Raw genomic sequence first — 23,776 nt, forward strand, 5'->3', positions numbered from 1 at the left:
ACCACACTTTAGTTATCCACAAGTGGCCGACCTTTGCTTATCGAGTCCCGTCGCCGCGCTTATTTGACCGCCATGCAGGTGGTCAACTGGCTGCCGCGCACCGAATTGCCCTTTGCTGCGCCGTCGCGGCCCGAACTGCTGGAGATGCCCGAGCCAGTGGTCGTCGCCCCGGTTGCGCCGGCTCCCGTGGCCGAGGCACCGATGGAGCCCGTGGTCAAACCGGCCGAGCGGGTAAAAATCGAGGTGCCGCGGCCATCGTTGGCCAGCACCCGCACGAATGCCACGGTCGAAGCAGAGGAGGTCCCGGTCGCGGTCAAGCCGCCGGTCATTCCGCCACCGCGTTTCGCCCTGCAATTGCTGCGCGCGGGTCGTTGCCTGTTGCTGGTGGAGTTACCCACAGGCGAAAGCTTCCAGACCCGCGATCCGGCCTATCTGTTGCTCAAGGACATGCTGCGCGCCGCCGGTCTGCCAGACAGCCCGCAGATCGTCGGCGAGCCGGTGCGCTGGCCACTGCTGGCTCGCGGCACCATGGATCAAGGACCGGAAGCAGCTCGGGACTTCGTACAAGGTTTTCTGTCGGCCCGTCTGGAAGACGCACCCTGCGTCTGCCTGTGGCTGATCGGCTTGCCGGCGGTGCGTTTTGCCGGTGAGGCTAACGCCGAATCCTTCAACCGTGAACTTCAGGTCGAAGGCCTGGGTTCGGTCTGGGCCCTGCCGGGTCTGGAATTACTAATGGAAGAGCCACAGCGTAAGGCTGATGTCTGGCAAGCCATGCGTCGGCTGATGGCGCGCTGGAAAGAATCGAATGAGTGACGCTGTATCGTTCCGCCCGATGACCGAGGCGGACCTGGACACTGTACTGAAAATTGAATACGCGGCTTACAGCCACCCCTGGACCCGCGGGATTTTTCTCGATGGCCTGGGCAAATATCAGATCTGGCTGATGTTCGAGGGGCAGCAGCAGGTCGGTCATGGCGTGGTGCAGATCATTCTCGACGAGGCGCATTTGCTGAACATCACTGTCAAGCCGGAAAATCAGGGCCGAGGCCTGGGTTTGACGTTGCTGGAGCATTTGATGTCGATTGCCTACAAGGCAGAGGCGCGGGAATGTTTTCTGGAAGTGCGCGACAGCAACCGGGCAGCGTTTCGGTTGTATGAGCGGTATGGGTTCAATGAAATCGGACGTCGACGGGATTACTACCCGGCGGTGGGTGGGCGCGAAGATGCCGTGGTCATGGCTTGTACATTAGTGGATTGAGCCTTAAAAGCTTCGCGGGCAAGCCTCGCTCCTACGGGATTTGTGTCGAACACAAGATGTGAAGGACCCAGAACCTGAAGGAGCGAGGCTTGCCCGCGAAGGCATCCTCACTGACGAAAACGATCAACGTTTGCCATCCATTGGATCGCGCCGCGCCATCTCTTCTTCATCCAGCCCATTGCCCCCGCCGATGTCGTCTTCATCGACAATGCTCAAATCCCAATCCGCCTGGTCGCCGTCACCCTCTTCATGGGCGTCCCGTGCGCCGTCTTCACGGATCAAGGTTTCCGGGCTCATGTCATCGTCGGTGGATTCATGGTCATCGGTCGAGCCCCCGGTCATGCCGGCTTCACGGACGCGTTGGTCGGGGATCTTCTGCGTACGTTCGCGTTCGGGGATCAAGTCGCCGATTCTGGCGCTCGGCTCTTCCTCGTCGAAATTCAGCTCATGCACTGAGCCCATGCGGTCTTCGTTGTCGTCAATGGGCTCGGGTTGCGCCTCATCGAACGGACGTCGTGAATCAGTCATGGCATTCCCTCATACTGTAGGCCTTACTACAGTTGACCCACTGGGCTTGCGAGAATTCCACCGGCAGGGAGCACCGGATAGCCATTTAATGCATCAGGGCATCAGGAGGTATCTGCATCTCGCGCGTGACCCCGACACACGGTTGTCTGTCAAAGCAGCAAATCATTCTTGAGGTTTCATTGCATGAACGAATTACAAGATCTGATTGATAACAATGAGCGCTGGGCCGACGCGATCACCAAAGAAGATCCTGACTTCTTCGCCAAACTGGCCCGTCAGCAAACGCCGGAATTCCTGTGGATCGGTTGCTCCGATGCCCGCGTGCCGGCCAATGAAATCGTCGGCATGCTGCCGGGCGATCTGTTCGTGCACCGCAACGTGGCCAACGTTGTATTGCACACCGACCTCAACTGTTTGTCGGTGATCCAGTACGCGGTCGACGTACTCAAAGTCAAACACATCCTGGTCACCGGCCACTACGGTTGCGGGGGGGTACGCGCCTCGATGCAGGACCGTCAGTTGGGCCTGATTGACGGTTGGCTGCGCTCGATTCGCGATCTCTATTATGAAAAGCGCGACGAACTGGCCAAGTTGTCCACAGAAGAAGAGCGGGTCGACCGCCTCTGTGAACTCAACGTAATCCAGCAAGTGGCCAACGTCGGTCATACCAGCATTGTGCAAAACGCCTGGCACCGTGGGCAGAGCCTGTCGATCCATGGTTGCATCTATGGCATCAAGGATGGACGCTGGAAAAGCTTGAACGCCACCATCAGCGGTTTCGAACAGTTGCCGCCGCAGTACCGTTTGCGTCCGGTCGAGACGTTGTAAAAGCCTTTCAGCCGGGACTTCTTCGACGCCAGTGTTGAAAGAACTGTTCTCCATTGGCATTGGGCGACTCGTCATAGCCGGTGATCCAGCCACGGCAGCAAGGACAACCGCAGCGGCAGGCGAACTGCCGCTGCAGCTTGTCTTCTGTCGTGGCGAAATCCATCGTCAGTCGATCACCCTTTTTGATGTCTTTGAGCGCCCATAACCACAGCTCGCTCATGTCGAGAAAGACGTTGGGGTCGCAGGAGTGGCTCAGCAGACCACAGAAGCGCGGATCGTAGACGTGGATGCCTGGTGCCAGCTGCCGGGTGTGTCGGCAGCGATAGGGCAACAGATGTCCGGAAACCCTGCAGAGTCGGCTGATGCGGGGGAACTCGCGCAGCGCCGTGACAGCTGTTGCCGATCCTTGCGCGTTGTAGATGATTTCAAAGTCGTCTTGGGAGGGGAATCCAAGGCGAAGGGGCAACTCTACAAATGGATAGATGCCATTGGATGAGGGTGGGGTTATTCCTTGTTCGGCATGGGCTCTCATAACAATCCTTGTCAGCTGGGTGCTACGACCTCCATCAGCTGACTTCCTGTCAGCTCTGCAGCACATGGGTACGCCCCAAGCCTCTCGTAAATAAAACAACCGGTCTACTGTCAGATATGACAGGCGAAGAAAGCTCTTCCCCGCGTCAGCCATGGCTCACGCGGGGAAGGCTTTCATCGTTTACAGGTGCGGGGCAGGTGCGGAGGTCGCAAGAGACGGACTCTTTAGCTGTTTCAGCTGAGATTTGACCGTCGTTGTTGCGCATTTGGCCACGGCCTGTTCGGGCGTCAGGTTGCGGATCGAGGTGTAGAACAGCTCGCAGGTTTTTTCTTTTTGGGTCACTTGCCAGGTCTGAGTACAGCTTTTCAGCTGAACGGTAGGGTCAGTACCCGGTTTGCTGCCCATTCCCGCCTGCCAGCACGCGGCGCTCAAATCCTGCCCCATGACTTTCAGCCCAGCGGCATCGGCCTTGGCTTGGGCATCGCTGCCGCTGTAGGCCTCGGGATCGGCGGCGTACCAGATGTAGCTCGGGTGATTGGAGCCCAATACCGGAACCTTCACACCCTCGCTCGGGCTGATGGTTGCCAGGCCCAGCACGTCCACAGTCGGCCCGTATTGTTGCTTGATCCAGTTACGCACCGGTGCGCCGAAGGCAACCATTGGCAATGCAGCGCCGCTGGCGTTCTGGCTGACTTCCTTGACCATGGTGGTCTGGTAATCCTTGAAGTAGTCATAGACGCCTTCCAGGTCCTTGCCGGCGCTGGACGGCGCGGCAATCGGTGCGATGTCGATGATGGTCTGATAGCCCGGTGTCTGGTCGACAGGGATGCCGTTGGCGGTCAGCAGCGTGGCCCAACGGTCGGTGGTCTTGGACTCCAGATAGTCTTGGGCCTGGGTCAGCGAGTAATCCGGCGGGAAGTGCAGCAACTCGACGCTTTTGCGGTTTTCCAGCGCCATGCCCAGTGGCAGGAACAGGTACCAGTTATAAGTCCATTTACCATCGGCACTCAGCTTGTTGGCACCGTTGTAAGCCAAATCCCCAGCCTTGAGCAATGCGGTCAATGGCTTGTCATAGCCTTTGGGCACACCGCTGATATTGGCGTAGAGCTGCTCATTGTCGGTTTTGACCACTACTTTTGCGGTTTTGTAACCATCGCGTTGCACGCTTTGGGTCAGGTAGTGCTCGACTGTCTGTTCCAGCGTCCAGTTGCGATAGCAGATGACGTTGCAGTTGTTGGGGTAGGCGAACAGCCGGGTGACTCGTTCGGTACTGCCCAGATTCAGATCGACATCGGCGTGAGCGGCGGCACTCAGGGTGAGGGCTGCGAGGGTGAGTCCTGTGAGTTTTAACATGCTCAGATCCTTTTCAGCGTGGTCCCGATGATGGGGTGCATGCCATATTGGATCAGCGGCGTTACATATAAAAGCGGGTTCTCATGGTTTTTTCACAGGACTGCCCCGGTCTATTTGGGCCTTTCGACGCGAGAGTCCGGCCCCAAGTAAATATCCGGAGCCGGGTAAATATTAAGTATTACAACAGATGCAATGCCAGATGGCTGCCCGCGCGCAGGTATTCAATTTGCGCAACAACCGCATCCTTGACGATGGCTTCGCCTGTATCGGTCAACTTGGCTTTTTTGGCATCGATGATGGACGTTTGCATTAGCTGCATGACCACATCCATTGCTTTCTGGAACGCTGTCAGATTGTTGTGCAGGCCAAACTCGCGAACGACAGCGTCCATGCGGCGATCAGCATCATCACGCAACTTCTTATATTCAACGACTGAAACTCTACCGTCCTGGTAAATCTCATTGATCATTTCTTCCAGCGTTTTCGATACTAAAGACATCTGACGTGTTCATCCTTGGTTAACTTTGAGAAAGTAGGTTGTGAGACGCCGAAGTTTAACCCGCTGATTTATATATTTGAGATAGGAACTGACTGGGTTTGACGTCGGACGCAATCGAGTCTGCATGTAGGATAAATCTTGATCATTGCCCGTCCGGGCCGTAGCAACAGTAAATCAGTCGGTCCGTTGCGGTGATGCTGTGTGTGCGTGAAGTGCCTGGCGACATTTCTGGCACAGACGTTCACCTCGACGGAAATCCTTGATTACGCTTGGCCTGCTGCTGCCGTTGGGCATCAGCAGCGGCGTATTTCGGCGCGCGAGTACCGCGAATTGGGCGCTGTTCGGTAGCCGGCGCGGTATAAAGGTGTTCATGTTGCCACTATTTTTGTAGGACAACCCCGAAACACTCTTCAGAAAATATCCCCAAGGCCGATGGCTAGGCTGTATGCCGCTTTTTATCCCTGTCCATCGGTGCTTTCCATGTTCAACAAACGCTTGAAGCAGGAGCTGTCGGCTCTTCGCGAAGAACTCTCCAGCCTTCAGCAAGTCAAGGAGAGCCTGGACAGCGAGATGCTGGCCCTGACCCTTGATTCCGATGGCAGGATTCAATCGGCCAACCAGAATTTCATGGGTGAGATGCTCTATAAGGGTAACGATCTGGTCGGCCGGCACATCGAAGACATCGTCCCGGTTCATGTGAAGTCGGACGAATTCCACCGCCGCTTCAAGACTGCGTTGACCCGTGGTGAGCACTTTGCCGGCACGGTTCGTTTACTGCGGGGCAACGGTGCCGAAGCCTGGTTGCGGTCAATCGTGCAACCGGTGCGGTCCGCGGATGGCCGGATCAAACACTTCTCGATTTACTCCAGCGACCTGACCCGCACCATCGAGGCGTCTCGTGAGCATGAGAACCTGATCGGCGCACTAGTGCGCTCGACCGCCGTCATCGAGTTCGACCTCAATGGCAACGTGCTGACAGCCAACGAGCGGTTTCTCAGCGGTATGGGTTACAGTCTGGCGCAGGTCCAGGGCAAACATCACCGCACCTTCTGCGAACCAGAGGAATATAACAGCGCCGAGTATCAGAACTTCTGGCGCCGCCTGAACGCCGGCGAGTTTGTGGCCGATCGTTTCAAGCGTATCGATAGCCACGGTCGCGTGGTCTGGCTGGAGGCTTCCTACAACCCGGTGGTCGACGCCAACAACAAACTCTACAAAGTGGTGAAATTCGCCACGGTGATTACCGATCAGGTCAATCAGGAGCAGGCCGTGGCCGAAGCGGCCAACATCGCCTATAGCACCTCGTTGCAAACCGATAACAGTGCCCAGCGCGGTACCACTGTGGTGACTCAAGCGGTGGACGTCATGCGTGACTTGGCCAAACACATGCAAACCGCCGGCGAAGGTATCGAAGCGCTGAGCGAGCAATCATTGGTGATCGGCACCATCGTCAAAACCATCAGTGGCATCGCCGAACAGACCAACCTGCTGGCGCTCAACGCGGCCATCGAAGCGGCACGAGCGGGTGAACAAGGTCGAGGTTTTGCCGTGGTGGCTGACGAAGTCCGGCAACTGGCCTCGCGCACCAGCCAGGCGACCGATGAAATTGTCGGCGTCGTCCGCCAGAACCAGGACATGGCGCGCAACGCCGTGGCCCTGATGACCGATGGCAAACTCCAGGCCGAACAGGGGCTGGCGTTGGCGGCGGAGGCGGGTACGGTGATCGTCGAAATCCAGGACGGTGCGCAGAAAGTGGTGAACGCGGTTGGGCAGTTTGCCAACCAGTTATCGAATTGATGCTATCTGTCCGGTGTGAATAGCTCTAAAAAGATCGGGCCTGCTTTTGCGGCTTGATCAGACATAAAAAAGGCTTACCTCCCGGTAAGCCTTTTCTTATTCCTGCGTACGACTCAATCCCCCAACGCTTCCCCCTCGCGCCGTGGGTCGGCTCCGCCGGCCAGCGCCGCTTTCCCCTGTGCATCCTTGACCCGAACAATCGCCTGAGTCCCGCTGGTCATGTCGATCTCGTTCACGCTGTGCCCTTTGACCTTCAGGGCCTGAATCAACTCTGTGCTGAACTGCCCCTGTTCCAGTTCGGTCGGGCCATTGCGGCTGCCGAAGTTGGGCAGGCTGATGGCCGCTTGCGGGTCGAGGTTCCAGTCGAGCAAGCCGATGGTGGATTTGGCCACGTATTCGATGATCTGCGAGCCGCCAGGGGAGCCGACGGTGGCCAGGAACTCGCCGTTCTGACGGTCGAAGATCAGCGTTGGCGCCATGGACGAGCGGGGGCGTTTACCCGGTTCGACGCGGTTGGCGACTTTTTGCCCGTTCTCTTCGGGAATGAACGAGAAGTCGGTCATCTGGTTGTTGAGTAGAAAACCCTGGACCATCAGGTGCGAGCCAAACGCTGCTTCCACGGTGGTGGTCATGGATACGGCGCCGCCTTCGTCATCGACCGCCACCACTTGCGAGGTCGAGATGCGTAGCGGCGAGCGGTCCGGCGCGTAGGCAACCTGAATACCTGGCGGGGTGCCGGGTTTGGCCTGACCCATGCTGCGTTCGCCAATCAAGGAGGCGCGGCTGGCCAGATAAGTCGGGTCGATCAGACCTTTTACCGGTACGGGTACGAAGTCGGAGTCGGCGACATACTGCGCTCGGTCGGCGTAAGCCAGGCGCTCGGCTTCGGCGATCAGGTGCACGGCTTCAGATGACGGCTCGATGCCCGCCGGCTTGCTGGTCTTGATCGGTTTGAGTGGTGCCAGGGCAAAACGCGGGTCGCGGGTTTCCAGTGCCTGCAAGGTGCCGAGAATTTGCGCCACGGCAATTCCGCCCGACGACGGTGGCGGCATGCCGCAGACTTGCCAGCGCTTGTAGTCGGTGCACAGCGGCGCGCGTTCCTTGGCCTTGTAGCCTTGGAGGTCGTTCAGCGACAGGCTGCCGGGGTTGGCGTGGCCCTGCACCTTGGCGACGATCTCTTTTGCGATCGACCCTTCATACAGCGCATTGGGGCCTTCCTTGGCGATGCGCTTGAACACCGCGGCGAGTGCCGGGTTTTTCAGCGGTGTGCCGATAGCTTTCGGGCTGCCATCGGTATTCAGGAAGTAGGCGGCCATGTCCGGCGAGCGCTGTATTAACGCGTCTGCGGTGATCAACTGATGCAGTCGTGGCGAAATGGCGAAGCCCTGTTCCGCGAGTTTGATGGCGGGCTCGAACAACTTCGCCCATGGCAGGCGACCGTGCTGTTGATGGGCCAGCTCCAGTGCCCGCAATACACCCGGCGTCCCCACCGAGCGTCCGCCGATCTGTGCTTGGGTGAACGGCATCGGTTTACCGTCAGCTTGCAGGAACAGTTTCTCGGTGGCACCGGCCGGAGCGGTTTCGCGACCGTCGTAGGTGCGCACAGCCTTGCCATCCCACAGCACGATCAACGCGCCACCGCCAATACCCGACGATTGCGGTTCGACCAGCGTCAACACCGCTTGCATGGCAATGGCCGCATCAATCGCCGAGCCGCCCTCACGCAGCATTTCCCGCCCGGCTTCGGCTGCCAGCGGGTTGGCAGCTGCGGCCATGTGTTTCGAGGCGTGCCGGGTCTGCAGGTCGGTGCGATAACCGGAGGCGATTTCCGGCGCGACCGGCAGAGTAGAGACTGACGGCGAAGAGGGCAGGGTATTACACGCGGCGAGGGTTAAAGCGGTGGCGATCAGCGAAAAAGCTGACAGGCGATAGCGACTCAAGTGGAAGGCTGAGAACACGCGGGGCACTCCGTCCATGGGATAAAAGGTCCGGGGACTTTATCGACCGAGGGGGGTGGTACGCAAATCAGGGTTTCCCGTAACTTTTCTCGAGGCATAAAAAAACGGCCTACCTTTCGGTAAGCCGTTTTTAGTACTTGGTGGCTACACAGGGACTTGAACCCCGGACCCCAGCATTATGAATGCTATGCTCTAACCAACTGAGCTATGTAGCCAAGTGGCGCGCATTATTCACCTGTAATGGAAATGCGTCAAGCGTAAATCTAAAATATTTCTCCACACTTTCAACCGCTTATCCCGCCGAGCCGAAAAAACCGGTCAGGGGCGGGCGTCAACTGAGCTGAAATCTCCCGGTATTCGCACTCAAGGCCTTGCTGCCCTGGCTCAAGGTGTCCGCGGCGAGGTTCACCGCCCGCGCGCCTTCGAGCAAGCGTACCGCCGCCTGATCGACTTGCTGGATGTTGCCGCTGACTTCATCGGCGGTGCTCGCTTGCTCTTCGACAGCGGTAGCGATCTGCGCCAGGGTGTCGGTGACGCTCTGCACTGCGCTGGCGATTTCCCCCAGTCGCTCGCCGAGACCGGTGACGGCTTGCGCATCCGATTGTGCCTGGCCGCAGGCGGCTTCCATCAGGCTTACCGCTTCGTTGACGGTGCTGCGCAGGCTGTCGACGGTACCGGCAATTTGCGCGGTGGAGGACTGGGTGCGTTGCGACAGGCTGCGCACTTCATCGGCCACCACCGCAAAACCACGACCTTGCTCGCCGGCCCGTGCGGCCTCGATGGCGGCGTTGAGGGCCAGCAGGTTGGTCTGCTCGGCGACGCCGCGAATGGTATCGACCACCAATTGAATTTGCTGGCCTTGCTCGCTGACCCGCCCCAGTGCCGCCGCGGTGTCGTTCAAGCGCTGATTGAGCTGCTGAATACTCGCTGTCGTGCGTTGACTGTCGCGGCTGCTGTCGGCGGCGATGCGCTGGGTGTGCTGAGCGCTGCCGGAAGCCTGTTCGCAACTCTGGGCGACCCCTTGAGAGGTCGCGGCCAATTGCGTGGCTGCAGCGGCGATCTGACTGATCTGCAACTGCTGAGCCTCGACTTCGCCCAGAGCGCCGCTGGAGTGATCGTTGAGGGTGCGCACCGCGTTACTCAGTTGCAGGGTTTCGTGATCGACCCCCAGCAGGCTGTTGCGCAGTTGCACCACCGCGACATTCAGGGCAGTGCTGATGGCCGCCAGTTCGTCGCGCCCCTGCACCGGTACTTGCAGGCTCAGGTTGCCATCACGCAACGCTTCGGCCAGTAGCGTGATGCCGCTCGCGCTGCGACGGATCGAGGCCTGCAAACAGGTGAACAGGTACAACGCGGCCAGTAGCAGGCAACCAAAAACTGTCGCCACCAGGATGAATTGGCGGATGGCCGAGCCGTGGTAATAATCCAACCGTTGATCCAGAGAAACCAACGATTGCTGACGCAATGAGGCGAGGTCGCCGAGGAGGGCGTCGAGGCTGCGTTCGAAGTCTTCCGGCTTGAGGTTGATGCTGCCGCCGAAGACGCCCTCGTCCAGCACTTTCAAACCGGCGTCCAGATGCTTGAGGCTGTCGTGGTATTGCCCGGCCCAGGTTTGCAAGGCGCTGGGCAGGCGCGCTTCCAGCAGGCTGGCGGTTTTCACCAGCTGTTCCCGGGCATCGCCGATGCGGCTGCGCAAGTCCCGCAGTTGCAGGCGGCTTTGCAGGGTGAACTGCCCGGACACCACCGACGCCTGACCAACCGCGGCGAGGCGCCCGACCCGTTCGATCAGGTCCGGTGCGTGTTGAGTGGAGATCTGCGTCAGCAGATATGTTTCCAGCCATGGCGCCAGGGTCAGGCGATTGTCCATGGCGATTTGTTCGCGCAGGGCTTGCAGGGCGCTCAAGGCATTAGTGAAGCGATCGTAACCGTCCGGCCACCAACCGATGCTGCTCAGGCTTTTCGAGTCCAGGCCGGTGAGAGCCGTTTGCAGGGCTTGATAGCGGGTGAGGGTTTGGCCCTCGGCACCTTCGGTTTTCAGGGCATTGCCCAGGTCCATAGTGGCTTGGGCGACGGCTGGCTGAACCGCGTCGAACGCTGCCATCGCCGCGATGGTTGCGGGTGTCGGCTGGCGATTGGTTTCGGTGGCGCGCCAACGAGCAGCGCGGTCACGCTGGGCGGCGAGCAGGTTGTCGAGCGCGTCGAGGGCGAGCAATTGACGAACCCCGGCGCGCTCGCCGGAGATCAGGCTCAACTTGTCACGATAGTCCTGACCGATCATCCACAGACTGCCCGCCAGTGGCAGGATAAACAGCAGAAACAGCAGCTGAAATTTGCGCGCGAAGCCGAATCGCCCCAGCAGCCCGATCCCCGGTGATAAAAAAGCCTGCATGCCCCATGACTCCTCTGGACACCACGCATCATTAGCGTGCGTCGAGGTCATTGCGACCGCGACTTGTGCCCTTCTAAAAGGCCTCGAAAGTTCACCTTGGTCCGCTCTGTAGGCCGACTCTGTAGCGAAACTTCCCATTCTCGGTTCCCTTTGTAAGGGGCCGCGTTGAAGCGGATAAACAAGGCAAGATTCAGACCATGGCGTTGAGCTATCACCTTCTTTTTTTGAGGTCGTTAGCAGGCTAAGGGGATGGCGCTACTGCACCGAAAAATGGCACATTGACCGGCCTGCCAGCGCGCACCCATCCGCAGTACGGAAACTCTCATGGCTATCAGCAATGCTCAGACCGCCGCCACGTCGGCGCCCGCCACTTCACAAAGCAGTCCGTTGGTCATGCGCATCATCGGCGCGGTGGCGCTGGCGCATTTGATCAACGATCTGATTCAGGCGGTATTGCCGTCGATCTATCCGATGCTCAAGGCCAGCTACGGCCTGAGCTTCACCCAGATCGGTCTGATCACCCTGACCTTTCAACTGACGGCCTCGCTGTTGCAGCCATGGGTCGGTTACCACACGGATCGTCATCCCAAACCCTGGCTGTTGCCGGCCGGTACCGTGTGCACATTGATCGGCATTCTGATGATGTCCGTGGTCGGTAGCTTCCCGATGATTCTGCTGGCGGCGGGGTTGATCGGTGTCGGTTCATCGACCTTTCACCCGGAAGCTTCTCGTGTGGCGCGATTGGCTTCGGGTGGGCGTTTCGGCTTGGCGCAGTCGACGTTTCAGGTCGGTGGTAATGCGGGCTCGGCCTTCGGGCCGTTGCTGGCGGCGGCGATCATCATTCCCTACGGTCAGGGTAATGTGGCCTGGTTTGGACTGTTTGCGCTGTTTGCGTTGTTCGTGCTGTACCGGATCAGCCGCTGGTACGCCAATCACTTGAACCTGTTCAAACTCAAACAAGGTCAGGCAGCGACTCACGGCTTATCGAAAGGCCGGGTAATCAGTGCCTTGGTGGTGCTCGGGTTGCTGGTGTTCTCCAAGTACTTCTACATGGCCAGTCTTACCAGTTACTTCACGTTCTACCTAATCGAGAAATTCGACCTGTCGGTGGCCAGCTCGCAATTGCATCTGTTCCTGTTTCTCGGTGCGGTAGCGGCAGGGACCTTCTTCGGCGGGCCGATCGGCGACAAGATCGGGCGCAAGGCGGTGATCTGGTTTTCGATCCTTGGTGTGGCGCCGTTCACACTGCTGCTGCCTCATGTGGACCTGTTCTGGACCAGCGTGTTGAGCGTGGTGATCGGTTTCATTCTCGCCTCGGCGTTCTCGGCGATCGTGGTATATGCCCAGGAACTGGTGCCGGGTAACGTCGGGATGATTGCAGGGGTGTTCTTCGGCCTGATGTTTGGCTTTGGCGGGATTGGTGCGGCGCTACTCGGGCATCTGGCGGATATTCACGGCATTGAGTACGTGTACTTCCTGTGTTCGTTCTTGCCGTTGCTGGGGGTGTTGGCGATCTTCCTGCCCAGAACCAAAAAAGCCTGAACCAACCGATGTGGGAGCCTCTGTGGCGAGGGGGCTCCCACGATGGCAGCTCAAAAAATCCGCAACGGCAAATTCGCCACCAGGCGGAACTCGTCGTAGCTACCATCAATCTGCCCGCCCGTGGCGCGATGGTTGTAGACGATGGTGCGAAACACCGCATTCTTCAGCGCGCCGGATTGCACCACGTACGCCACCATTAAACCGTTTTCATCGTGCTTGGCATTGTCCAGGCCCCGCACATTGTAACCGGTATTGCGCCCGTTACGGTCGCCGCTGTAATGGGTGCCGTCGATGTCCCAGCCCTTGGCGTGCCACAGGCTGGTAGTCAGGCCCGGGACTCCAAAGGACGCCAGGTCCAGGTCGTAGCGCAGTTGCCAGGACTTCTCGTTCGGGCCGTTGTAGTCCGAGTACAACGAGTTGGCCATGTAATTGCCCGTGGACTCCCAGACGTAATCGAAATACTCGTCGCCGAACACCTGCTGCCAGGCCAGGGTCAGGCTGTGGGCCAGATGCGATGCGGTGAATGCCAGGCTGAAGGCGTCGTTGTCGATATAGCCCAGGCGCTGCTCGCCCTGATCCTCGGTGTGGTAGTAATTCAGTGCGGTCTTGAGCGCGATTTGACGCCGATCCCCGATCAACTGGGTCAACCCCAGATAGGTCTGCTGCCACATGTCCTCGAAGCGTGAAGCGTAGAGGCTGACGTCCAGGCCGTATGGGCTCTTGGCCAGCCCGCCGAGGTAGGAAATACGCGACCCCGAATACGCCCGGTTGCCGAAGGTGGTGGTGAGTTTCTCGCTGCCGGTACCGGTGCGTGGAATCGCCCGTTCGAAGCTGCCCGCCTGCAATGACAGCCAATCGAGTTCGTTGCTGAACAGGCCCACGCCCTGAAAGCTCGAGGGCAGGGCGCGATTGTCCTTGTAGCGCAGCATCGGGTTGTCGGTGAGCAAGCGACCAGCCTTGATTTCAGTGCTGGAAAAACGCAGCCGCAGATCACCCACCCCCAAGCGGCTCCAGGTCGGTACAGCATCGCCGTCGCTGTCCACCAGCACCCGATCGCCACCATTGGCGACGCGCCCATGTCCGCGCTCCAGGTTGATCGCGCTGAACAATGAGGCGTCTAGCCCGAAGCCGATCGGCCCTTGGGTATACCCGGAGCTGTAGTTGAGCATTGCGGTCTGCACCCAGGTTTCGCGAATGCGGGTCCGCTCCAGGCCATCGGCTTTCTTGATAACCAGATAGGTAGAACGTCGGGTGTGCTGGTTGGCATAGTAATGGCGCAAGTTCAGCCCCAAATGGCTGCCGTCGATAAAACCCGGGGCCTCGGCTTGCGTGGCCAGCGTTTCGGCCGCGGTGGCAATCAAAGGGCTGCCGATGGCGCTGCCGGCCATCAGAAGTACACGAAAATCCATTTCGATAAGTCTCTGGAGGAAAAAAGCAGGCGCACGTCACTAATGCTGTCGTTGAAGAAATTTGAGCGACAAAAATCCTGTGGGAGCGAGGTTTGCCCGCGAAGAGTGCACCGCGGTTTTTCAGCGATTACGCGTTATCGTTCTTCGCGGGCAGTCACGCTCCCACAGGGCGACAAAACACTTCAGCGAGGCGGCGGGCTGGGCCAGTGCCGAATCGTGCCGCGCCAGTTCTCATAGGTTTTGCCGAGCTGAAGCAACCACTGATCAGCGAAACGCGGGGCAATCATCTGCAGGCCGATTGGCATGCCTTGGTCGGTAAAGCCACAATTGATCGACAGCGCCGGCTGCTCGCCCATGTTCCATGGCACGGTGAAAACAATGTGCTCGAACGGCCGCCGCGGGTCATTGGTGGGCGAAGCCCATTCAGCCGCAAAGGCACTGACCTGGTTGGTCGGCGACAACACCAGGTCGACATCTTGAAAGACTTCGGCTGCCCGGCGGCGGATTTCGAACGTCTGGTTGAACCCCTCGACTGCCTGCACGGCGGTCAGATGTTCGGCCGCCGCCGCCCAGTCGCGTATGTAGGGCAAGACCTGATCCAGCCGCTCGGGGCTCAGGGCTTGCAACTGACTCCACTGTCGCGCCTGCCAGAAATGATCCAGGCCCTGGAGCACGGCGCGATCCATCAGTGGCTGGATATGACGTACCTGAGCTCCTTGGCTTTCAAATAGGCGAGCCGCTTCCCGGACCGCCGAGCACACCTGTTCGTCCGGTTGAATGCCACAACCGGGGTCGAGCATCAGGCCGATTTTCAGCCCTTGGACCGACAGCCGTCCCAGTGCCCAATCGCCTTGTTCCGGTGGCAGGCTGGTGGCATCCCGCGCATCGGGGCGGGACAGGTAGCGCATCATCAGTGCGCAGTCGTCCATGTTGCGGGTCATGGGCCCGGCGCAACGGCCGGTGTAATACGGATCGATGGGAATGCGCCCGAGTGTCGGCTTGAACCCCACCAACGCGCACCAGGCTGCGGGCAAACGGACAGAACCGCCGATGTCGGTGCCGACATGCAGTGGGCCATAGCCGGCCGCTGCCGCCGCCGCCGCGCCGGCACTGGAGCCACCGGGATTGTTCGCCAGGTTCCAGGGATTGCGTGTCACACCGTGGAAACTCGACAGCCCCGACGACAACATGCCGTAGTCCGGCACCGTAGTCTTGCCCAGGACAATCGCCCCGGCCTCACGCATCCGCGCCGCCGGTGGCGCGTCGACGGTGGCCGGGGTCGATTCGGTAGCGGCGCAACCCAGGGGAATGCAGTCGCCTTGCGTCGCGATCAACTCCTTGAGCGTCACGGGCAAACCATCGAGCATTGCGCGGGGCTGGCCCCGGCTCCAGCGCTCGCTGGCGGCGGCCGCCTGTTCCCGGATCCGTTGCGGGTCAAAGGCGTACAGCGCGTTGATATGGGGTTCCCAGCGCTCGATGTGGGCCAGCAAATGGTCGTAATACTCCAGCGGCGACAGCTCCTTGCTGGCGAACAACACCAACAGTTGCACCGCCGAAAGATCATGCAAATCGTTGACGCAGCTCATGCCGATAACCGTCCTTTGATATTCAGGGGCAAGCGCCGCGAGCGGCGGCGCGAAAGGGCCAGGCTCAAGCGCCTGGCACCACCGAAACGTCAGCCGGGGACGATGAGCGCAAACCGTAGAACCATGCCATGAGCGCCCCGACGGCACCCATGATTACGCAATAGCCTACGCAAACCCAAGGGCTCCACGGCATCAGGCCGATCAGCAGCAGCGGCGTGGTACTGGCCCAGAGTGCGTAGGCAATGTTGTAGGTAAAGGAAATGCCGGACACCCGGATCCGTGCCGGAAACAAACTCACCATCACCGACGGCACCGCGCCCACTACGCCGCAGGTCAGGCCGGCCACGGCATAGGCCACGCTGATCCAGTAGCCGCCACTGATCAGGCTGGCGTAGAGCAGCGCTGTCCCTACCGGCAGCAGCAGGCTATAAACCAGTACCGCGCGCCAGGCGCCGATCCGGTCGACCAGTAACCCCGCCAGCACACAGCCGATATTCAGGAACACAATGCCCAGGCTGCTCAGCGCGAAGGTATGGCTGGCACTCATGCCGAAGCTTTTCTGCATGACGGTCGGGGTGATCACCACCAGCACCACCACCGCCGACGTCAACACACAGGTCAACAGCATCGCCGGCAGGATGGAGGTGCGGTGATCGCGCAATACCGTCCGCAACGGCAGCTCCGCATCCATCTCGCGTCGCGCCTGCAAGGCCATGAACACTGGGGTTTCGCTCAGCCAGCGCCGCAGCCAGACCCCGATCACCCCGAATACACCGCCGAGCAGGAAGGGGTAACGCCAGGCGAAGTCGAGGATCTCGGCGGGGCTGTAGATCCGCGCTAGAAGGGTCGCGGTCAGGGCTCCCAGCAAATAGCCGAACGTCAATCCGGCCTGCAACACTCCCAAGGCATAGCCCCGATGCCCGACCGGGGCATGCTCGGCCACGAACACCCAGGCGCTCGGCACCTCGCCGCCCACCGCGGCACCTTGCAGCACTCGCAACAGCAGCAGGATCAAGGGAGCCCAGTAACCGATCTGTTCATAGGTCGGCATGATCCCGATCAACAGGCAGGGCAAAGCCATCATCAGGATGCTCAGGCTGAACACCCGCTTGCGTCCCACCCGATCAGCAAAGTGCGCCATCAGGATGCCGCCCAGCGGGCGTGCCAGATAGCCGGTGACGAAAATCCCGAAGCTTTGCAGCAAGCGCAGCCACTCCGGCATTTCAGGTGGAAAGAACAGCTGGCTGAGGGTCAGGGCGAAGAACACAAAGATGATGAAATCGTAGATTTCCAGCGCACCACCCAGCGCCGCCAGGCCCAGGGTCTTGTAGTCAGACCGGGAAAAGCGACCGGGTTGTGGATAAGTAGGGGCCGTCATAAAGGGACTCTGAACAGGTACTCATGAAAGTTCGCGTCTGAAACAGCATTCGATAATGCCATCAGGTATCTAGCCGGCAATGGTCCATCCAATTACCGGTCGGGACAACCAGACAATGCATCTGGGTTGCTTTTTAGGGCAAATCTGTACATTGAGTTTTCTTGCGTTTAACCAATAATCGGGCACTTCCTATCCCTGGACATTGAGCGCAACATGGAAGAAATTCAGCGTAATTTCGACGATTTTAATCACCCGGACGTTGAAGCGATTGCGATTATCCGCGGTCGCGTGCTGCAGGCATTGCAACAGTATTTGTTGGAGCGCGACTTCAAACAGTTGATGCCCATCCTCATGTCGCCCATCACCGATCCGTTAAACCATGCGGTGTACCCCGCAGAGCTTCAATACGAAACGCGGCGCCTGAAACTGACCGCCAGCATGATCTTCCATAAACAGCTGGCATTGACCGCCAGGGGGCACGACAAGATTTTTATCGTGGCGCCGAACATTCGCCTGGAAAAAGCCGAGATCAAGGATTCGGAGAACCACTTGCTGGAATTCTCCCAATTCGACTTCGAAATACGTGACGGCAACATGCACCAGGTCATGGCGCTGATCGAAGGCTTGATCAAGCACACCTTCGCCGAAGTCAGGCAACACTGCTCGGCCCAGTTGGTCCACCTCAACCGCCATCTGCCGCACTACGACACGAATTTTCCGATCTACAGCTCGGACGAGTTGCGCGCCGAGTATGGCGACGACTTCGAGAAGATCATGTCGGCCAAGGCCCACACGCCGTTCTTCGTCACCAACTACCGCCGGGAATTCTATGACCGTGAAACACCCGGCAAGCGCGGCCAGTACAACAACTACGACCTGATCTATCCCGATAGCTACGGCGAAGCGCTGTCTGGTGCCGAACGTGAGTTCGAGTACGAGCAGATCATCTACCGCATGGAAGAGTTGTCGATGGACCTTGCGCCCTTCGCCAATTACCTCGAAGTCGCCAAGCGCGGCTTGCTCCCCTCGAGCGCCGGCGGCGGGCTGGGGATCGAGCGACTGCTGAAATTCATCTGCGGCAAGCGCCGTATCCGCGACGTCGCGCTGTTCGACCGCACTGTCGATACCAACTTCCTGTTCTGACCCACCGTCACTTTTGCGCTGCCCCCGCCCTTCAGGTGGCGGCAGGCGCTGCTCTGGAGAAAAACCATGCCCGCGTTGCGTATCCACTGGTGCTCACCGCTCGATAGCGGTCAACAAAAGGCTTCCGAGAAATACAACACCGGCGCCCTGGACTTTGCCGGTATCGTCGACTTCGCCCAGGAAGCCGATGAGTTGGGGATTGACTCGTTGCTGATGGGCATCAGCTACCACATGCCCGACCCACTGCCCATGATCGGCGCCCTGGTGCGCGAGACCAGCCGGGTCAAATTCATCCTGGCGTATCGCCCCGGCCTGCTGCCGCCGACGCTGTTTACGCAGATCGTCAATACCGTGTCGTGGATGTCCGACAAGCGCATCGCATTGAACCTGGTCGCCGGTATTTCCCCTGATGAGCAAGCCTTTTATGGCGACTTCGTGGCCCACGACGGACGTTATGAACGCACCAGCGAATTCCTCGAGATCGTGCATCGTTTCTGGAAAGGCGAAACGCCCCTGACCCATCACGGCGCTCATTACCGTATCGAGCAAGCGCAATTGGGATTGCCGTACAAAGACAACGAACGCCCACACATCTATCTGAGCGGCGCTTCGGAGATCGCCCAGCAGATTGCCGTGAAACACAGCGATTGCTGGTTACGCTACGGCGACACGCCGCAAGGTATTGCCGAGGCCAGCCGGGCAGTGCTCGAGGCCGGTTGCTCGGTGGGGATTCGCATGCACGTGCTGGCTCGCGAAACCCGCGAGGAAGCTTTGTCGGCTGTTGAAAGCATGATGGAAAACCCCGATGAGCAGCATCGCGAATGGGTTCGCCAGTTCGTCGGACGTTGCGACTCCGAAGCCGTCAAGACCTCGTTCCGCCTGGCCGACAAGGCCGAGCACGATTGGCTGTCGCCAATGCTTTGGTCCGGTGCCGTGGCCTATCGTGGCGGTCCGGCGCTGTGCGTGGTCGGCAGCTATCAGGAAGTTGCCGAGTATTTGCTGGAATACAAAAAAGTAGGGGTCAGCGAGTTCATCTTTTCTGGTTGGCCTACCCGTGACGAAATGCGCGGTTTCTGCCGCCATGTATTGCCACGTCTGCGCAAGCTCGAGGCAGAACTGGAAAGCCAGCATGCATGAAACCGTCCGGCTGCGCCGTTTCGGTGCCGGCCTGCTGTTCGCCTTGCTGGCGGAACAAACGGTGCTGTTCGCAGTACCGTTGTTGATCTTCCAGCTCACCGGCAATGTCCGTTACTCCGGTGTGGCGTTTGCTCTGGAATGGCTACCGGCACTGCTGGCTTATCCGTTCGCCGGATTGCTGGCGGACCGCTTCGGCGGGCGCCTGCTGTTCCGCCACGCCAATACCGCGCGGGCGCTGAGCCTGGGGTTGACCGTCGGGGTCTGCTGGTATGCGCCAACGCTCACTGTCTGGGCCCTGATCGGCAACGGCATCGTGCTCTCGCTGCTGATGGCTCCGGTGCGCATGGCGGTGGAAAAGAGCGTACCGCTGATCGCCGGCCCCGAACGCCTGGCCCACTGCCAGTCCCTGGTGCAAAACATGGAGCTGCTGGCCATGGCGCTGGGTCCGGCGTTGGCGGCACTGCTGGCGATGTACGCCGACAAGCGCCTGCTTCTGGGTCTGGCGGCGCTGGCATTCGCCGTGGCCGGTGTGTGCTGGAAAGGTCTCCCCAATACCCAGTCAGCCAGCCCGCCGAAAAGCATCCGCAAGGACTTGGCTCTGGGCTGGAGTCTGTTGTTGAACAATCCGCCGGTCCTGTCCCTGGCACTGCTCAACTTCACCATCAACCTGGCTTTCGCCTGCGTCCTGAGCGCCAACGCCTTTGTCATCAGTGGTGTATTTGGCGCCGCCGACGGGGTCTTTGGTTTGATGAACGCTGGCGCCGGTGCACTGGGCCTGCTCAATTTCATTTTGGTGCCAAGGCTGCTGGCGCGGATGTCGATCTACCGTCTAGGCACACTGGGTTTTGCCTTGCTTTGCCTGGGCCTGATCTGCATGGGCCTGGCCAGTGGCGTGGTGCTCTATGCCATCAGTTTTCTCCTGGCGATGGCCGGCTGCGCCTTGTTCAACGTGTTTAACCGAACCCAGCGCATCAAGGCGATTGCCGCCGACCATTTGGGCAAGGTGATGGGCCCGTTCTACCTGGTCAACCTGCTGTCCTACCCATTGGGTGGCCTTCTGACCGCCAGCATCGGCCATGAATATGGGGTCCAGACGTTGATTCTGGCCATCGCGCTGCTGCTCACCATCCCCGGTGCCTTGCTGTTCAACCTGACCACCCGGCGGTTTCGCGCCGCCCTGGACTTTCCCCCCTCAGCCATGGAGGCAACGCAATGAAAGGATCACAACACTGCCTGATTGCAACCGTCGAATCGGATTCGCACATGTGGAACCTGGTTTATCTGCAGTTGTGGCTGGCGGAGCACGGTTTCAACGTCAAGAACCTCGGCAGTTGCACCCCGGTGGAGGTGGTTCTCGCCACCCTGGAGCTCCGGCGCACGCAATTGCTGGTGGTCAGTAGCGTCAATGGTCATGGGCATTTCCAGGGGTTAGAGCTGATTCGCCAAGTGCGCCAGCAACATCCGGATCTGCCTTGTGTCATCGGCGGCAAGTTGACCACCTCGGAAGACCAGACGCGGGCGGTTCGCCAAGAGCTGCTGGCCGCCGGTTTCAACGAAGTGTTCATCGGCCCCGACGCCATCGAGCACTTCGAAAACTATCTCAATACCCTCGAACGCTCGAAACCTGCGCTCGTCCTGGGTACCGGCACGGCGCCGTGCTGGACCTGAGTCCAGCCCTCTTTTTATTTTTCACAGGATCGAATCGATGCATATCGTTATCGTCAATCGCTGGCCGCGCTTCCAGGACCCCAGTCGCTGGGACAATGAACTGACCCGCTACGAAGAGTTCTTCGATCATCAGCGGCACCGGATCAGCTATGTGGTCGACGGCCCTGGTGCCGAGGGGGTGCTGGCCCCCCGCGACCATATCGCCCACTTGGTACAGGTCGATGACGTCAATCAGTACCCCCAATTGCTGGCGGGCGTTCAGGAAGTCATCGACCGCGTCGGCCCCGTGGATCAATTGATTGCGCTGTCGGAGTTCACGCTGGAGATCGTGGCGCGGGTACGCCAAGCGCTGCACATTCCTGGCCACGGGCCGGAGCAGGTGGCGGTCTATCGCGACAAGGCGCGAATGAAAGAAGTACTCCAGGAACACGGTTTGCCGGTGCCACCGTTCGTTCGCTGCGATGACGTGCAGCAGGCGCTGGACTTCGCCGATGCGGTCGGCTATCCGGTGATCGTCAAACCGGTGGATGGCGCCGCCAGCATCGGCGTCGTCAAGGTCGAGGACGCCCAAGCCCTGCGCGCGATACTTAGCGAAGTGGACCTGGGGCGCTATGAGGTCGAGGCCTTCATCCAGGGCCAGACCTATCACATCGACGGTTTCACCGATGACAGCGGCGCGGTGCCGTTCCAGGTGGTGTCGCGCTATATCAACAGTTGCCTGGACTTCGCCAGCGCCAAGCCACTGGGGTCAGTGATCCTGCAATCCTCGGAGCTGCGTACCCGGATCCAGGCTTTCAGTGAGGCTTGCCTGCGGGCATTGAACCTGCGCAGCAGCGCCTTTCACCTGGAAATATTCGTCGAGGCGGATGGCTCGCTGGTGTTCCTCGAAGTGGGAGCCAGGGTGGGCGGCGCCGAGGTGCCACACCTGATCAACAAAGTCTTCGGCGTGAACCTCTATGAGCATTGGCTCAAGGGGCTGGCCGGTGAAAAGGTGCCCTTGCCGACGATCCCGGCTGACCCCAGCGGCGGCTGGCTGGTCGTCCCCAAACCGGCGCAATTGCCGTGCCGAGTGATCGAGGCGCAATCGCTGCGCCCGCACCTGAACTCGCTCTGGCGAGAATTGCTGCCCCGGCCCGGGCAGATCCTCGAAGCTGGCGGCAGCTACGACGCGCTGCACAGCGGTCGCTTCATTTTTACCGACGCGAGCGAAGCGGATATCGAGTACGACATCCAGCATGCGATCAACAACTTTCACTTCCAGGCTGAACCGGTATGAACATTGCCATTACCCCTGAAATGGCCGACGCCTCCTTGCTCGGCGAGCTCAATAGCTACCTCAGCGCGGTGGACCGGCGTGCCGTCGCCACCCTGGGCGAGCGATTGATCGATGCCGCCGGCGGTCTTGACGGGCTCGCGGACTACAAGCTGATGGTGGCTTACGGCGGCGGCAAGGACAGTTCCTACACCGTGTCGCTGATCCGCGCCGTGCAACTGCACCTGAACGTATTGCACGGTCGCACCTTCTTCCTGCGCATTGCCAATATGCGCCACGCCGGAGTCCCGGACGCGGTCATGGCGAACATCGACCGGGTCTACCGGGCCCTGCACTTGTATGACGATCTCCGGGTCGAGATGCTGGTGGTCGATCACCAGCAGATCCGACCGTTCGAACGTCACTTGCCGTTCCCTGAGCAGGTGCGCGCGATGAACCGTTTCGACGTATTGATGAATGGTCATCGTACCGCCGGCGACGGCCGCCCCACGTTCTGCAACAGCTGCAACCTGGCGGTCGCCGACTTCTACGGGCGCGCGGCTTGGTGGCAGGGCGGCGTCGATGCCGTGGTCACCGGTGATTCGCGCAAGGAACAGAAGCATTACTTCACCTGGATCATGCGTCTGGCCCAACGTTTGGGGCTGAACGTCGACGAGTGTCGGCGCCAAGGCTTTCGCGGCCTGCTCCAGGCGCTCGATGGCGTGGCCCAGGTGTATTTCGTCGAACTGTTCGGCGAGGGCTTCGACGAGCAGCGGGCTGAACGTCGGGTGGCCAGCGGCAGCGAAAGCGCCGACCCGGACTTCATCAGCATCTACGACTTGGTGAGCTACCGGGTGGAAGACCACTGGGAACTGATTACCGAGTTTCTCGATTTCCGTTTCGAAGAGCTGGCGTTCAGCTTCACCGAATCGGACTGCGCCAACCCCATGCTGATGGCGCACTTTCGCGGACTCAAGGCGCAGTACGTGCAGGGCCGTCATTACCACGACGGTATCAGCGAATACCTGGAACTGGCCCAGGGCCTGATGCGCAAAAAGGAAATGCCCCAGCGCCTGATCGACCTGGCAATGTCGGCCTACGCCGGTGCCGAAGGCAAGGATGCGCGTCGGGCGCTGGCGAACCGCTTCGCCAGCGAGGCGTTCGGGCTCGACGAGACACAGCTGACCTGCCTGCAGTTCGCGCCCTTCGTTGATCGTGGACGCGAGCTGTCGAGCTTCATCACCGCCTGTCACCCTCAGCGCCTGGCAGATCTGGAGGACCTTCACCTGGTGTTGGCCGGTAGTCGCCACGACAGTGCCCTGAGCCTCTGGCTGAATCAGGTCAGCGGCTTGCCATTGCCGGCGCTGCGCAGCCTGTATGCCCATCAGCAGATCGATTTCGACAGCGACAGCAGCCTGATCGCCCGGGTTCGCGCCGGTGATCCGCACAAGGGGCGGATAACACGCTTCGACCCTGCCACGGGTGAAAACGTGGTCGAACTGGTGTCGGGACGCTGAGT

General features: G+C 59.9%; 19 protein-coding genes, 1 tRNA gene and 2 pseudogenes. 12 read left to right on the top strand and 10 right to left on the bottom strand.

Going from position 1 to position 23,776, the window contains the following annotated elements; all coding sequences use genetic code 11:
- Positions 1 to 72 precede the first annotated feature (72 nt).
- Positions 73 to 813, top strand: a complete 741-nt coding sequence (locus PSH88_RS05025) for an energy transducer TonB (RefSeq protein WP_305426941.1) — start codon at positions 73 to 75, stop codon at positions 811 to 813.
- A complete protein-coding gene (rimI, locus tag PSH88_RS05030) occupies positions 806 to 1,258 on the top strand; it encodes a ribosomal protein S18-alanine N-acetyltransferase (RefSeq protein WP_007896888.1) in 453 nt (150 codons plus the stop codon). Before PSH88_RS05025 ends, rimI begins: the two co-directional genes overlap by 8 nt.
- 123 nt (positions 1,259 to 1,381) lie before the next feature.
- Here the strand turns inward: rimI and PSH88_RS05035 are convergent, their stop codons facing one another.
- The gene (locus PSH88_RS05035; protein WP_305425178.1) at positions 1,382 to 1,786 is read right to left on the bottom strand and encodes a serine kinase/phosphatase; all 405 of its coding nucleotides are present in this window, start codon (positions 1,784 to 1,786) and stop codon (positions 1,382 to 1,384) included.
- Between the two features lie 183 nt (positions 1,787 to 1,969).
- On the opposite strand from PSH88_RS05035, the gene can reads away from it, so the two are divergent.
- Positions 1,970 to 2,614 (top strand): carbonate dehydratase, encoded by a 645-nt coding sequence (can, locus tag PSH88_RS05040; protein WP_258617122.1) that lies wholly within the window; start codon positions 1,970 to 1,972, stop codon positions 2,612 to 2,614.
- A gap of 7 nt (positions 2,615 to 2,621) precedes the next feature.
- Here the strand turns inward: can and PSH88_RS05045 are convergent, their stop codons facing one another.
- The 3 genes from PSH88_RS05045 to PSH88_RS05055 all read right to left on the bottom strand — a co-directional run bounded on the left by PSH88_RS05045 (position 2,622) and on the right by PSH88_RS05055 (position 4,998).
- On the bottom strand, positions 2,622 to 3,146 hold the full coding sequence (locus tag PSH88_RS05045) for an SET domain-containing protein (RefSeq protein ID WP_305425179.1): 525 nt from the start codon (positions 3,144 to 3,146) through the stop codon (positions 2,622 to 2,624).
- Positions 3,147 to 3,326: 180 nt separating this feature from the next.
- Complete coding sequence (locus tag PSH88_RS05050) at positions 3,327 to 4,499, bottom strand: hypothetical protein (RefSeq protein ID WP_305425180.1); 1,173 nt, start codon at positions 4,497 to 4,499, stop codon at positions 3,327 to 3,329.
- A gap of 178 nt (positions 4,500 to 4,677) precedes the next feature.
- Complete coding sequence (locus tag PSH88_RS05055; protein WP_305425182.1) at positions 4,678 to 4,998, bottom strand: hypothetical protein; 321 nt, start codon at positions 4,996 to 4,998, stop codon at positions 4,678 to 4,680.
- 627 nt (positions 4,999 to 5,625) lie between these two features.
- On the opposite strand from PSH88_RS05055, the pseudogene PSH88_RS30405 reads away from it, so the two are divergent.
- Both PSH88_RS30405 and PSH88_RS30410 read left to right on the top strand, forming a co-directional pair.
- Positions 5,626 to 6,207: pseudogene (locus PSH88_RS30405) on the top strand (PAS domain-containing protein); the annotation flags it as partial.
- A gap of 156 nt (positions 6,208 to 6,363) precedes the next feature.
- Positions 6,364 to 6,795, top strand: a pseudogene (locus PSH88_RS30410) (methyl-accepting chemotaxis protein); the annotation flags it as partial.
- Between the two features lie 113 nt (positions 6,796 to 6,908).
- On the opposite strand, the gene ggt reads toward PSH88_RS30410, so the two are convergent.
- From ggt to PSH88_RS05075, 3 genes are all read right to left on the bottom strand, one after another.
- The gene (gene ggt, locus PSH88_RS05065; protein WP_305425185.1) at positions 6,909 to 8,753 is read right to left on the bottom strand and encodes a gamma-glutamyltransferase; all 1,845 of its coding nucleotides are present in this window, start codon (positions 8,751 to 8,753) and stop codon (positions 6,909 to 6,911) included.
- Positions 8,754 to 8,891: 138 nt separating this feature from the next.
- Positions 8,892 to 8,968, bottom strand: a tRNA-Met gene (locus PSH88_RS05070).
- A 116-nt stretch (positions 8,969 to 9,084) separates the two neighbouring features.
- Entirely contained in the window at positions 9,085 to 11,142 is a 2,058-nt protein-coding gene (locus PSH88_RS05075) for a methyl-accepting chemotaxis protein (RefSeq protein WP_305483477.1), read from the bottom strand.
- A gap of 324 nt (positions 11,143 to 11,466) precedes the next feature.
- On the opposite strand from PSH88_RS05075, the gene PSH88_RS05080 reads away from it, so the two are divergent.
- Positions 11,467 to 12,684: an MFS transporter gene (locus PSH88_RS05080; RefSeq protein WP_305425186.1), complete on the top strand. Its 1,218-nt coding sequence runs from the start codon at positions 11,467 to 11,469 to the stop codon at positions 12,682 to 12,684.
- A 50-nt stretch (positions 12,685 to 12,734) separates the two neighbouring features.
- On the opposite strand, the gene PSH88_RS05085 is transcribed toward PSH88_RS05080, so the two are convergent.
- From PSH88_RS05085 to PSH88_RS05095, 3 genes are all read right to left on the bottom strand, one after another.
- Positions 12,735 to 14,072, bottom strand: a complete 1,338-nt coding sequence (locus PSH88_RS05085; RefSeq protein ID WP_305426942.1) for an OprD family outer membrane porin — start codon at positions 14,070 to 14,072, stop codon at positions 12,735 to 12,737.
- A gap of 203 nt (positions 14,073 to 14,275) precedes the next feature.
- Positions 14,276 to 15,679 carry an amidase gene (locus PSH88_RS05090; RefSeq protein WP_305425187.1) on the bottom strand — a complete coding sequence of 468 codons (1,404 nt, stop codon included), beginning with the start codon at positions 15,677 to 15,679 and terminating at the stop codon, positions 14,276 to 14,278.
- 64 nt (positions 15,680 to 15,743) lie between these two features.
- The gene (locus PSH88_RS05095) at positions 15,744 to 17,057 is read right to left on the bottom strand and encodes an MFS transporter (protein ID WP_305425188.1); all 1,314 of its coding nucleotides are present in this window, start codon (positions 17,055 to 17,057) and stop codon (positions 15,744 to 15,746) included.
- Between the two features lie 213 nt (positions 17,058 to 17,270).
- On the opposite strand from PSH88_RS05095, the gene PSH88_RS05100 reads away from it, so the two are divergent.
- The 6 genes from PSH88_RS05100 to PSH88_RS05125 all read left to right on the top strand — a co-directional run bounded on the left by PSH88_RS05100 (position 17,271) and on the right by PSH88_RS05125 (position 23,774).
- Complete coding sequence (locus tag PSH88_RS05100) at positions 17,271 to 18,200, top strand: asparagine synthetase A (RefSeq protein ID WP_305425189.1); 930 nt, start codon at positions 17,271 to 17,273, stop codon at positions 18,198 to 18,200.
- 66 nt (positions 18,201 to 18,266) lie between these two features.
- Positions 18,267 to 19,337 carry an LLM class flavin-dependent oxidoreductase gene (locus tag PSH88_RS05105; protein ID WP_305425190.1) on the top strand — a complete coding sequence of 357 codons (1,071 nt, stop codon included), beginning with the start codon at positions 18,267 to 18,269 and terminating at the stop codon, positions 19,335 to 19,337.
- Complete coding sequence (locus PSH88_RS05110) at positions 19,330 to 20,553, top strand: MFS transporter (RefSeq protein WP_305425192.1); 1,224 nt, start codon at positions 19,330 to 19,332, stop codon at positions 20,551 to 20,553. Before PSH88_RS05105 ends, PSH88_RS05110 begins: the two co-directional genes overlap by 8 nt.
- Complete coding sequence (locus PSH88_RS05115) at positions 20,550 to 21,005, top strand: cobalamin B12-binding domain-containing protein (RefSeq protein WP_305425193.1); 456 nt, start codon at positions 20,550 to 20,552, stop codon at positions 21,003 to 21,005. Before PSH88_RS05110 ends, PSH88_RS05115 begins: the two co-directional genes overlap by 4 nt.
- Positions 21,006 to 21,042: 37 nt before the next feature.
- Positions 21,043 to 22,281, top strand: coding sequence for an ATP-grasp domain-containing protein (locus tag PSH88_RS05120; RefSeq protein WP_305425194.1), 1,239 nt, complete (start codon positions 21,043 to 21,045; stop codon positions 22,279 to 22,281).
- Positions 22,278 to 23,774 (top strand): hypothetical protein, encoded by a 1,497-nt coding sequence (locus PSH88_RS05125; protein ID WP_305425195.1) that lies wholly within the window; start codon positions 22,278 to 22,280, stop codon positions 23,772 to 23,774. Before PSH88_RS05120 ends, PSH88_RS05125 begins: the two co-directional genes overlap by 4 nt.
- The last annotated feature ends 2 nt before the right edge of the window (positions 23,775 to 23,776 follow it).

The sequence above is a fragment of the Pseudomonas wuhanensis genome, from assembly GCF_030687395.1.
Taxonomy (GTDB): Bacteria; Pseudomonadota; Gammaproteobacteria; order Pseudomonadales; family Pseudomonadaceae; genus Aquipseudomonas; species Aquipseudomonas wuhanensis.